Here is a 12,909-nt window from a genome sequence, read left to right on the forward strand (position 1 = left end):
GGCATGGAAAATAACAAAAAGCTGAGGGTCGCAGCGTATGTGAGGGTTTCTGAAGAGACAAAAGAAACACAGCATTCTTTGCAGGCACAGGAAGAATTTTACCGGAGGCAGATACATGAAAAGGTAGAATGGGAGCTGGCAGAAATTTATAAGGACAACGGAATCTCAGGAACCGATATAAAAAGAAGAGAAGGCTTTGTCAGGCTTATAAGTGATTGCAAAGCCGGAAAAATTGATTTGATTCTTGTGAAATCAGTCAGCCGGTTCGCAAGAAATACTCTGGATTTACTTAGGATAGTCCGATATTTAAAGCAGCTTGGTGTTTCTGTGCGGTTTGAGGAACAGAACATTGATTCCCTGACAGAGGAAGGGGAACTGATGCTGACATTGATAGCATCGGTGGCACAGGCAGAAAGCGAATCTATCAGCGAAAATATAAAGTGGGCAATTCATAAAGCCTTCCAGAATGGAATCGGAAATACAAGACGCAGAACCCTCGGCTATCACTGGGTGGATGGAAAGCTGACTGTGATCCCGGAAGAAGCCGAAGTGGTCAAACGGATTTTTACAAATTTCCTTGCAGGTGGTTCCCATACGAAAACAGCCGAGGAACTGACCGGGGAAGGAATCACATCTATCAATGGAAAGCCGATCTCCGTCAGTGCAATCGGCAATATCCTGCGGAACATCACTTACACAGGGAATACCCTTCTTCAGAAGACTTTCATCCAGGATCCGATTTCAAAGAAGAAAGTGATGAACACCGGGGAACTTCCACAGTACTTTGTGCAGGATACTCACGAAGCAATCATCGACATGGATACTTTTGAACAGGTGCAGGAGAAACTTGCCCGAAACAAAGAGATGGGACGTTTTCCTTATAATCATACAGGTAAGAAGTACCCTTTTACAATGAAGGTAATTTGTGGCTGCTGCGGACGGCACTATACCAGGCAGCTTTGGAATACCAGTGAGAAGGGAAAAAAACGCCCAACATGGGTTTGCACAGGGAAGAAAGCAGAGAAGTACAGAAGGTGTGATTCCAAGAATATTCCAGAAGCAAAGCTCATGGAAGCCAGTGCAAAGGTGCTAGGTATTTCTGAATTTGACGAGGATATCTTCTTTGATAAAGTGGAATCCATCACAGTACAGGGAACACACGAACTGCTTTTCTGCCTGAAGGATGGCGCAGAGGTTACCCAGCACTGGGAGCATACGGCACAGAAAGCATCGTGGACACCGGAACGAAAAGCCAGACACGCTGCAAACCGCACCGCTTCCCCGGCAAAGACAAAAGGGGCTTCCTGCATGACAGGCAGAATCCGGTGCGAGCTTTGCGGAATGAATTATAACAAGCAGACAAGAAAGGTAGCCAGGGCTGGGATGGTGACCTTTTGGAAATGCAGGGGCATCGGAAACGGCGGTTCCTGTGCATCCGAACAGATCACGCATGACCACCTGAACAGCATTCTGGCAGAAGCCCTGGGCGTTGCTCAGATGACGGACGAAATTTTCACCGGGCAGATTGACCACATCGGGATGTGTGAGCCGGGTAAGCTGATTATTTATAAGAAGAATGATGGCACGATTCCTGGCAGTTATGAACTGCTTCCAATGGAAAAACGACAGAAGCCATACAGACCAAGGAATAGAAAGGGGAATGTCAGAAGCCAAGGGGACACATAAAAAGCCACTTTCCCTGTCCCCTTGGCTTTCTTTTTTATTGACGAATACACAAAAATAAGGATATAATCCTTACTAGAAGATTGACGAGGAGAAGTTGAATGAGTCAGGACATTATTAATAATCGTTTTTTGGAAGAGTCGGTATTTGCTATTGCGGATGGGTACTGCGTGATCAATCTCACAAAGAATATCGTACGTGGTTCCATGTATCAGGTAGTTAATGGAAAAAAATATAATCTGAATGAACAATTAGGTTTGCCGGAGAATTCAAGCTTACAGAGTCTGGTGGCTGCATGGGCATTGACCATACCTGAAGAAGGTCTTAAAGATTTTCTGCACGAGTTTGACAGAGAACGATTATTAAATCGGTTTGAAAATGGTGAACGGCATATATCGTTCCGATACTGGACCAGGACTGCTACTTTTGAGCCCATGCTTGCAGAAGATCACATGGCCCTGTACCGTGAAGAGAAAACTGGAGATGTCATTGCAGTTAATTATGTTCTTGACCGTACAGAACATTACCGCTTAGAGGAAAAAGAGCGGGCACTGGAAAAATCAAACAGAGAGTATGCGAAGCTTCTGGCAGAAGAGAAAAAGCATACGGCTATGATCGAGGAATTGACAAAGAAACTGCAAAGTCAGCTGGAGTTATTTACCGTATCCATCCCTGGCGGCGTCAAAATCAGTAATGATGCCCCGGAATACTCTTTCAAATATGTTTCAGAACAATTTGCAAATATGCTCGGTTACGCAACACCGAAGGAACTGATGGACGCTTCTGGCGGTAATATTATCGGTCTTGTTCATCCAGATGACGTGAAGGACGGACTTGCAGATGCATTAAATCAATATACTCATTCCGATCATTATGCTACTATTTACCGGATACGCTGTAAGAACGGCACATACAAATACATCGAGGATCGTGGACAGAAAGTAATAAAGGAAGACGGAACCATTGAACATTGGAATCTCATGCTGGATAAAAATGACTTCATGCACAAATCAATTGCCTTGGAAAGTGAAAAGAAAGCAAATAAAAGCAAGTCTGATTTTCTCTCCAGGATGTCTCACGATATGAGAACCCCGCTGAATGGAATTATCGGATTGCTGAAGATTGCTGAGAAACATTTTGATGACAGGGAATTGGTCCTGGAAAATTTCAGAAAAATGCAGGTAGCTGCAGACTATCTATTGTCTCTGATTAACGATATCCTTCAGATGAGCAAAATTGAAGATGGAAATGTACCTCTGACACAGGAAATCATCAATTTTGAGGAATTAAGTCAGGATGTTCTGACTATCATAGAACAGCGGGCAAAAGACAGAGGAATCCAGATGCAGTTCCGTGCAAAAAAGGAAGGGCTTCGATATCCTTTTATTTATGGAAGTCCGGTGCATTTAAGACAAATTTTTCTTAATATTTATGGAAACTGTATTAAGTATAACCGAATTGGCAGAAAGATAACAACTGTGTTAGATTATGCAGAAGCTGTTGACGGAATTACGACATATGAGTGGATAATTACTGATACTGGCATTGGTATGAGCAGGGAATACCAGGAGCATATATTTGATCCGTTTTCGCAGGAAAGAGAGGATGCAAAAAGCACACTTATTTTGACGCAATTCTGATGGATATCATGATGCCTGTAATGGATGGGCTTACTGCGACAAAAACAATCCGGTCACTGAAACGTCCAGATGCTGAAACAATCCCGATTATTGCCATGACAGCAAATGCATTCAGAGAAGATAAAGAAAAGTGTCTGGCAGCAGGAATGAATGCTCACTTGGCAAAGCCTATAAAAATTGAAAACGTAAAGAGAATTTTGTGTGAATATTGTGTGTAGTGGTTGCAACTTCTCAAAGCCAAGGGGACACTTAAAAAACCACTTTCCCTGTCCCCTTGGCTTCCCACGAAAAGGTATTAAAAGGTATAAAAAGGATTTAAAAAGGATATAAATATGTTATAATACAAATAAATCCATGTGGAGGTGAAAGTAATGACAATGAGAGCAGAAAAAGTATTTAAACCTGGCGCATACCCGACATATACATATGTATCACGTCATTATGAGGATACAGATATATCCTATGAATTACGATTAAAACAAGCATTGCGGACCGCTGGATGTCTGACTTCTATTATTGGTCCGTCAAAGATGGGAAAGACGATATTATGCGAGAAAGTTATTGGATTAGATAACATAGTTGAAATTTCAGGAGCAGATTTTAATGAAAATACAGATTTTTGGGCAACAGTAGCGGCTAAGGTTGAGTTGCCTTATATGGGAGAAATAACGACCGAGAGATTTTCAAAGACCGAAGAAATAACAGACAGAGATGGAAAAAATGAAAAATATGTTCTTTCAAAAGATAAAATTATTGAATATTATATCCAACACAATAAAGTCTTGGTTATAGATGATTTTCACTATGCATCGCCAGAGATGCAGATAAAAATAGCGCAACAATTAAAAGATGCAATACGTAGAGAATTAAAAGTTATAGTTGTTTCACTTCCTCACAGATCAGATGATGCAATTCGTCAGAATGCCGATTTATCAGGGCGTTTGAGTTTGATTACTATTGATACGTGGAAAGAAGAAGATCTGAAAAAAATTGCGCTAATGGGATTTGAAAAACTCAATATTAATATTACTGATGCTGTTGCTGAAAAACTTGCTGTTGAATGTCTGACATCACCACAACTGATGCAGTATATATGTTTAAGCATTTGTACTTTATTAGAAGATGAAAATAAACAAGAAGTAACAGATGAAATTCTGGAAAAAGCATATAAGTTTACAACTGTGAATTTCAGCTATGCCGATGTAGTTAATACGATGGGAAAAGGCCCCAATCAGCGAGGACAACAAAGAAAAATGTATGAAACAACAGATGGGAAGCTGTTAGACATGTACGGTTTGATTGTTGAATCACTTGCTAAAAATCCGCCATTAACAGAGATTTCATTTGAAACATTTTATAGTAGAATTATTCAACTGATTAAGCTGTCAGCAAATGAAAAGAATCCTGAGAAATCAATTGTTAAAGAGCATTTAAGAAAATTACAAAATGTCTTGGAAGCAAAAGAAGAAATTTACAGGGCAATTGAATGGAAAGATGGAAAAGTATATGTATTGGATCCACTTTTTTTATTTTATTTGAGATGGGGAAGAAAAAATGGATAATTGGTTGAAGCCATATATTGAAAAATTACAAAATATTTTTGAAATTAATGAGTATGATCAATTTGTTACAGACTTATACGAAATACTAATGAGCAAAGAGTATCCAAATGATATTATTGTTCAAATCAGAAAAAGAGCAACTTATTTAAAGAATTGATTTTCAGATGAAGCAAATAGAGAAAACATGTTGATGGCAAAGATTAAATTAACAGATTATTTATCCGCATTGACACAGGAAGAATATCAGAATCCGGATTTAAAGAATCTTGAAATATATTTGGAAAATTTTTATCTTTTTTTAGAAGCACTAACAGAATATTTACCTGATAAAAGAGCAACAATTAGATATGAAAATTTGAAGAAAATAATGATACAAAATGAATATGATTTGCAGCATTTATTATATGCGGCATTAAAACCTCTTTATCCGGGAATAAGAAAAGAAGTCTCAAAGGATTCTGGTATTGGAACAGTGCGAGAAGATATATTTATTCCAGATTTAGATGTAGTTTTAGAAGCAAAATGCACCCGCGATTCAATGACTTTGAAAAAATTAATAGAAGAAATAGAAGCAGATATTGTTCATTATCAGGAAAAAAATATTTTCTTTTATGTATATGACAAAAAGAAGATTATAAAAGAAACTAAGAATTTTAATGTTTATTTTAATAAACAATTTGATAGGAAAACAGTGAAACTGTTTGTATTGCAACCAGTGAAATTGTAAAATGCCAAGGGGACACCTAAAAAGCCACTTTCCCTGTCCCCCAGAGTGAGGAGTTTTATAAAATGGAAAATTATGAAGACAAAATCTATTCTTTAGATGAGACTGTAACGGGACAGACACAGGCCCTGTCACAGGCAGTACAGAAAACACTGGAAAATAATGGCGGGGTAGGTATAATGACAGGATCTTATGACCAAAACCTGTCTATTTTGTCTGTGAATAATCTGCTGTTGCATAGTACAGGATATACATTCGATACTTTCATGGAACAGACAAAAGGCTCATTGAGAAACTTCTTTTATGACGAGGAAGATATACTGGAGCGAGACCGTTTTTTGCAGCTTCACGGAACAGGGGAAGCACAGATCCTTGCAGCAGACGGTACAGTGAAAAATGTACGGCTTTGTAAAGAGGATGCGACAGATGAGGAGGGCAGACAGATCTGGGTTATGTCCGTACAGGTCAACTGGGACCATGTAAATTTGACACTGCTCAATGAGGCTATCTGTTCCGGCTTCTGGTATTTTGACTGTGACGAAAACAGTGAGATTGTGAATGCAAACTGGAGTCATGAATTTAGAAAAATGCTTGGCTATCATGACACTCTGGACTTTCCGAATAAACTGGAATCCTGGTCAGAGCTTCTGCATCCACAGGATAAAGAAAGAGTAATGGTGCAGCTTCAGGCGGCAATTAAGGATAAGACGAACCAGATAAAATACCAGGTAGAGTATCGTATGAGAATGAAGGATAATCAATACCAGTGGTTTCGGGCATCGGCAGAAGTAATACGCCGTCTGGATGGTTCTGCCAGCAGGATTGCCGGGATTTTTATTAACATTGATGGGGAGAAAAAAGAAACCATGCAGGCACAAAAATCTGCTGCTTTCCACCGGGCTTTTACGAAAGCAGATTTGTGCGAGTATTATGTGAATCTGGAAGCGAATACTTTTGATACCTTTAAGGTTGAGCCGTCCCTGATGACCGTCTTTGAACAGAGTCATACGTGGGATGAATTGATCCGGCATTTTGTGGATTCCTATGTTGTGGAGACAGATAAGAAGGCGGTATCCTCTTTTTACGACCGTGGTTATATTGCAGAAAGGCTGAAGGGTCTGGAAACCGAATTGGCTTTGGAGTGCCGTATCACTCTGAATGGAGAAGAACGATGGGTCCGCAATGTGGTCATACGCGGCGAGATAGAGGATTCAGAATATGCCATGATCTTTCTGCGTGATATCACAGAGGCAAAGGTAGAGAGCGCACGGCATATGCAGATGGCATCGGATAATGCTTCCATGGAGCAGCTGATCCAGAGCATTGTGCGTCTGGTTGACCGCTTTGTTGTCTGTGATTTGGAAAATGACAGATATGAATTCTACAATCTGAATGGACAGATGATATATAAACCTCTGGGATTTTATCATGATTTCCAGATGCAGGTTCTTAAAAAGTATAAGACACTGGAACCGCTGGAAGCTATCGACATCCTGATAACACCGGAAAATATTCGGAAGAATCTGAAAAGTGAAAATGATATTTATAAGTTTGAGTACTGCAGCCTGGATGAAAAGACTTATAAAATCGCTTCTTATATTCCCTTGGAATGGAAGAATGGGAAACTGGTAAAAGTATTGCTGGCATCCATGGATGCGACACAGGAGAAGAAAGCAGAGATTGAGTCCCGTCAGGCACTGAAAGAAGCTTACCGGTCCGCAGAAAATGCAAATCGTGCGAAAACAGAATTCCTTTCCAATATGTCCCATGATATCCGGACACCGATGAATGCCATTGTGGGTCTGACTGCAATTGCAGGAGCCAACATTGAGAGTCAGGACAGAGTTATTGAATGTCTCAGTAAGATTACAGAATCAAGCCGTCATCTGCTGGGACTGATCAATGAAGTGCTGGATATGGCACGTATTGAAAGCGGAAAAATGACGCTGGCACAGGAAGATTTCAATCTGTCAGAGCTGGTGGATAATCTTATTACGCTTACGAAACCGGTGCTTGATGAACATAAACATAATTTTGATATACACATCAATCATATTGAACATGAGGCTGTCTGTGGTGACAGCTTGAGGATTCAGCAGGTGTTTGTGAATCTGATGAGTAATGCGATCAAGTATACACCGGATGGCGGGAATATTATTTTTTCCATAGAGGAAAAGCCAAATGGATTTTCGGAACTTGGATGCTATGAATTTACGATTGAGGATAATGGGATCGGTATGTCACCGGAATTCCAGAAAATCATGTTTGATCCTTTCAGCCGCGCAGATGACCATCGGACAACCAGAGTCCAGGGAACTGGTCTGGGAATGGCAATCAGCAGAAATATTGTGAACCTGATGAATGGTAATATTAAGGTGGAAAGCATCTTGCATAAGGGAACGCGAATCACGGTAACAATTTATCTGGAGCTTCAGGAAAAAGAAAAAAAGCAGGACAAAGATCTGATAAATCTGCCGGTTCTGGTTGTGGATGATGATAAGACATGTTGTGAAAGTACAGTTGCCACATTGAAGGAGATTGGGATTACAGGCGAATGGGTCCTCTCCGGCAGAGAAGCCGTTGAGCGCTGTTATGCACGTCATGAGCTAAAAAATGATTACTTTGCTGTTATTTTAGATTGGAAAATGCCGGATATGGACGGAATTGAAACAGCCAGACAGATCCGGAAACGGATAGGGAAAGAGATTACCATTATTGTACTGACATCTTATGAATTCAGTGAAATCGAAGAAGAAGCAAAGGCTGCAGGAGTAGATGCTTTTATTGCAAAACCGCTATTCCGTTCCCGGCTGACAGCAACGCTGCGGCAGTTTACTTCAGGCAGAAAAGAAAAAACAGCAAGAAATTATCTGGATGAGCTGTCAGAAGCAGATTACACAGGAAAAAGGATTCTGCTGGTTGAGGATAATGAACTGAACAGAGAAATTGCTGTTGAAATTCTGCAGATGACAGGGGCAGAAGTGGAAACGGCAGAAAATGGGAAAATTGCAGTTGAAAAAGTGGAGGCTTCTCCGAAAGGCTTGTATGATCTTGTTTTTATGGATATCCAAATGCCTGTCATGAATGGTTATGAGGCAACCGCAGCAATCAGAAGCCTTCCTGGTGAACAGGGAAAACTGCCGATTGTTGCCATGACTGCCAATGCTTTTGCAGAAGATGTACAGCTGGCAAAAAATACAGGCATGAATGGACATATTGCAAAACCGCTGGATATGAATAAGCTGAATGATGTTCTGGAGAATTGGCTGTAATTGCAAGCCAGTACTACCCTGATTATGCTTACAACTATCCGCTTTTTTCAAAAGGGATGAATATATATAGTGATTCCAAAGTATCAGATCTGCTTCAGTCTATGACAGAGGAAACAAGTTTGTAATTATGGTAAAAGGAATGTATGATCTGGTAAACCGATTGATCTTGGAACACAAAGGGACATTTGAAAATAAATGGGCAAAGCATATTGAAGAGAATGATGTTTACGGGACAACGGTTAAACGTAAGATGTATGTAACAGATGAAAAAGAACGGCATATTCATATATATCACAGCATTAGTAAGGAAAGCAGTGAACGTACCCTTCTGGCAAAAAAGCTCCGTCAGATGAAATGAAAAAACTTGAAAAAAGACCAAACTTTATGACGGTTCCTGCGGCATTGAAAGAACTCGAAAAGATAGAATATGATACAGCAGTTAAAGATTTACAGAAGCTTCTGGATAAAAGTGATGCACAACGAAAGGATACACTTTGGAAAGCAATCCTGAAAAGTGAAAAAACATATGATGAGATTCTGAGTTATATAGAGTCAGGTGATGGAGTCGCTGATGAGTAATAAAATCCGTGGAAGTTAAGAGGAAAGCTGAATAAGCAATAGAGCAGTAGTGAAAAATACTTCTTGAGAGTATTTTCCTGATAGGAGCGCAGGTATTCCATTGTCGAATACCTGCGTATTGTTTTGCAAAAATATGTATTGTTCTCTTGGAAAAGGATAAAGAAATACGTTCAATTGAATTCTTTGGGAGAAGAAAAGACTGGTTACAGAATTATAGTCTTTATAATATAACAGTATACATCATTTAAAAGTACAAGAATAGAAAAGCGAATAACAATATTGTTTCAAAGAAAAAGCTTATATGAAAACAGTATGAAATATTTATGTAACATCATTATAAAAAATGAAAATATTTTGTCAATTTATTTTCTGGGAAAATTAAAAGATTATCGCGAAATGGTATTTTCATAAGTAATAATACACTCTAATACAACATATAAATATATATTAAATCAAACCCATTAATAAGTAATTTTGTGAATTTCTCATGAAACAGTGAAAAATCAGGGGCGTTTTGTTGAAAAAGAATAGTTGTGGTGCTATAATCAACTCTGAATAAGTCTGTGCAAATATGCCATTGATCTGTTATGATAAGTGAATTGTTCGACAGACAAAGAAAGACGGGAGTGAAAATAGTGGCAGGAAACAGTCAGAAACCGGCTTCCAATCATCAGCCGAATCCTCATAATTCATTTGATGACAATCAGCAGAAAATAAAAACCTATAAGAAAAAAGTAGCCAGAAGCTTCATCCTTGCCTTTACCACATTGATTGCAATTATTGCAATCTGTATTGCCTGGTTTGTAGCCAATAACCGTGTATCTGGCACCAATTCCAGTGTTTCGGCACAGAGTTCCATTCCCTTTGAACTGGCAAGTATGGGAGTGAGACAGGAGGCGGAAGAAAAAGCGTTGTCTGGAAGTCTTTCCGCAGGGACATCAGAACAATATGAGAAATATATAGATGCAGAAACTGGAACGGAAGTACCGCTGACTGCTATGTTTTATATCGGAACAAATAGTCTTGCCTGGCATTTAAATGGGCAGGAAACATTGGCGCCAGGAGCAAGTGGCGATTTAGTATTTTATTTGATTCCCAAGGTAGATGGATTAAAAACAGCAGATGTAATACTTGATTTAGCAGGATATGCAAAGACAGATGGTTCCTCTAATGCAGAACAAATAAAGGATACGCAATTACAATCCTTGATAAAAGGTCATATTTTAATATTTAAAAATCTGGATGACGAGAAAGGATACAGTAATTGGATAGGTAAATATAACAAATCGGAATACACGTTTTCAAACTCCTTTACTGTAAAAGCACCAGAAAAGAGTGGTTTTCAGAAAGGAGTTCCCTATAAGGTGACTTTACACTGGATATGGCCGAGATATTTTAGAAATTATATATACAATCTGCGAAGTACAGAAGAAGATTTGTTCGCTGGTACGTTAGAGGGAAATGAAACATATCAGGCAATTAATAATTTTGTAAATGCTCAGGCGTCAGTATCAATGGATAATTATAATTATTTGTTTGCAAAAGATAATAATTTTAAGATAGATGGTTCCATTGGTGTCAATATGTCGGATGCAGTATTAGATTCTTGCAGCAAATATTATAATAAAGCGGATGAATATATTGGAAAAACAGCAGAATATGTCTATGTGCAGATTGTTGTGAGGTAATTTAGCGGAGCCGAATGAAGGATTGACAGATGAATAGAGAATATAATTCAAATAAAAAGAAAAATTCAAATAAAGGAAAACTGCTCAAATCAGTTATTGTTCTTCTGGCAGTAATAGCCTTGATATTTGGTGTTACATATGCTTGGTTCTTTAATCAGATGGATATGGCAACTTTGTTTACAGTGCAGTCGCCATCTGATATTTCCATTCTTGGCCCTGGGGGTTCAGAAATGGCATCCCTGGATTTGAAGTATACTGCTAATGAGAAAGTTGAAAATAAGGTAACGATTCGAAGAGTAATTTGTGTGCAAAGTGCGGCAGAACTTCATCAGCTGGAAATTGTTCATACAACGAATATGAAAGATTTGACGTTTAATTTATATCCGGCATCGGCTGTTGATGACACTATGGTGAATACAACGGTGACAGATGGTGGCTTTTCTTACAAGTATAATCCCGATCATAAAATTTCAGGAAAATACATTAATGTCAATAATATGAATAATGGTTATAATTATGCATCAGCTTCCTATCACGAAAAAAATTATGAAGAATATAAAAATGTTCAGTCTCATGCGGAACCAGTATATTGGCTGGCTTCAAATAAACTGCAGGTGGATAAAAACAATAAAGTTGCAGTCAATGAAACTGAAATGTATCGGACTTACTATGTATGTGAAATAAGCTGGACAGAAACCACAAAAGAAACGGATATTTTTTATATTCTCGCACAGAATGCTTCATGATATAAATTTTCAGAGGATAAGACATGAAATTAACAGACAGACCGAAATGGAAAAAAATAGTGATTGCTGTTGTTTGTATAGCGGCGCTTTTGGCAGCAGTAAGCAGTAGTTATGCTGCATATACCAGTCAGGCATATAAGCGAGGTGTGGCAAGAAACAGAGATAATGAGACCGTTCGATTTACTTCCAATTATCTTCAGAGCTGTGCAGAAGAAACCCAACCATCAGAATATGCTGGAAGAACAATATTATTTGAAGAATCAGAAAAAGAGAAGGATACATTAACTATTAATCTGGATATATATAATTATGCAAATGGAAATCTGAATCTGGTAAGCCAGAAGGATATCACTTATAATTTGCAGGTCTCTTTTAGCGGCGGCGATGGAAACGGATATCGCGTAACTTATGAGAACGGTAGTGCTACAACAACAGATTCTGTTACTTACACGATAAATAATCGGACTCTGACGGGCCGTACGGCAAATCAACATCATTATGTATTGTCATTTCCGGGAAAAGAACTTGATAAATTGAAAATTACGGTAAAGGCAACCCCTGTGCCTGTTTCTGTTAACAATGGTCAGATCCTAGCAGCGGTTATTGCACCATGTACGGGATCCTCTATAAATGCTTTTAGTTTTGAAGGCAAATATACAGATGAAAGCGAGAGTACTACACCGCAGGATTATTCTGGATTTAACTATGAAATTTCAATTTCCAGTGGTAGTGCGACTGCTACTTTAAAATGGGAATCAGATGTACTGGAAGTTGATCAGTTTTTTATAACAAAAATTGCAGGCAGTATAATTAAGCAGGCTGATGGAAGTCTTACATTTACCATGGATCAGCCAAATGGAACAGGAGATTATCTGATACCTTTTTATATAAAAGATAAATCAAAAGTCCCAGATAACTGGGCAGGGATGAAGGAGTTAATCACATTCAGTGCAAAACAGACTGAAACAGCCGCAGCAAACTAATCTTGAAAATATAAAATGAATTTCGATTCCGG

Annotated in this window: 12 protein-coding genes; all 12 read left to right on the forward strand. The window is 38.8% G+C overall.

Annotated features, from left to right (window positions below; translation table 11 throughout):
- Positions 1-3: 3 nt before the first annotated feature.
- The 12 genes from DWZ38_RS02910 to DWZ38_RS02960 all read left to right on the forward strand — a co-directional run bounded on the left by DWZ38_RS02910 (position 4) and on the right by DWZ38_RS02960 (position 12,877).
- On the forward strand, positions 4-1,686 hold the full coding sequence (locus tag DWZ38_RS02910) for a recombinase family protein (protein ID WP_117849828.1): 1,683 nt from the start codon (positions 4-6) through the stop codon (positions 1,684-1,686).
- Between the two features lie 98 nt (positions 1,687-1,784).
- Positions 1,785-3,323, forward strand: coding sequence for a PAS domain-containing sensor histidine kinase (locus DWZ38_RS02915; RefSeq protein ID WP_117849831.1), 1,539 nt, complete (start codon positions 1,785-1,787; stop codon positions 3,321-3,323).
- Positions 3,323-3,541, forward strand: coding sequence for a response regulator (locus DWZ38_RS02920; RefSeq protein ID WP_117849833.1), 219 nt, complete (start codon positions 3,323-3,325; stop codon positions 3,539-3,541). Before DWZ38_RS02915 ends, DWZ38_RS02920 begins: the two co-directional genes overlap by 1 nt.
- Positions 3,542-3,694: 153 nt before the next feature.
- A complete protein-coding gene (locus tag DWZ38_RS02925) occupies positions 3,695-4,885 on the forward strand; it encodes an ATP-binding protein (RefSeq protein ID WP_117849836.1) in 1,191 nt (396 codons plus the stop codon).
- A complete protein-coding gene (locus DWZ38_RS22060) occupies positions 4,878-5,042 on the forward strand; it encodes a hypothetical protein (RefSeq protein ID WP_178105255.1) in 165 nt (54 codons plus the stop codon). The genes DWZ38_RS02925 and DWZ38_RS22060 overlap by 8 nt, the downstream gene beginning before the upstream one ends.
- A gap of 33 nt (positions 5,043-5,075) precedes the next feature.
- Positions 5,076-5,612: a hypothetical protein gene (locus DWZ38_RS02930; RefSeq protein WP_117849839.1), complete on the forward strand. Its 537-nt coding sequence runs from the start codon at positions 5,076-5,078 to the stop codon at positions 5,610-5,612.
- 62 nt (positions 5,613-5,674) lie between these two features.
- Positions 5,675-8,881, forward strand: a complete 3,207-nt coding sequence (locus DWZ38_RS02935; protein ID WP_117849842.1) for a response regulator — start codon at positions 5,675-5,677, stop codon at positions 8,879-8,881.
- Between the two features lie 127 nt (positions 8,882-9,008).
- On the forward strand, positions 9,009-9,239 hold the full coding sequence (locus DWZ38_RS02940; protein WP_117849844.1) for a hypothetical protein: 231 nt from the start codon (positions 9,009-9,011) through the stop codon (positions 9,237-9,239).
- Positions 9,236-9,460 carry a hypothetical protein gene (locus DWZ38_RS02945; RefSeq protein ID WP_117849847.1) on the forward strand — a complete coding sequence of 75 codons (225 nt, stop codon included), beginning with the start codon at positions 9,236-9,238 and terminating at the stop codon, positions 9,458-9,460. The genes DWZ38_RS02940 and DWZ38_RS02945 overlap by 4 nt, the downstream gene beginning before the upstream one ends.
- A 767-nt stretch (positions 9,461-10,227) precedes the next feature.
- Entirely contained in the window at positions 10,228-11,148 is a 921-nt protein-coding gene (locus tag DWZ38_RS02950; RefSeq protein WP_147342963.1) for a hypothetical protein, read from the forward strand.
- Positions 11,149-11,177: 29 nt separating this feature from the next.
- Entirely contained in the window at positions 11,178-11,894 is a 717-nt protein-coding gene (locus DWZ38_RS02955; RefSeq protein WP_117849852.1) for a hypothetical protein, read from the forward strand.
- A gap of 23 nt (positions 11,895-11,917) precedes the next feature.
- Entirely contained in the window at positions 11,918-12,877 is a 960-nt protein-coding gene (locus DWZ38_RS02960) for a hypothetical protein (RefSeq protein ID WP_117849855.1), read from the forward strand.
- Positions 12,878-12,909 lie beyond the last annotated feature (32 nt).

It is taken from the genome of Ruminococcus sp. AF31-8BH, from assembly GCF_003460605.1.
Taxonomy (GTDB): Bacteria; Bacillota; Clostridia; order Lachnospirales; family Lachnospiraceae; genus Blautia_A; species Blautia_A acetigignens.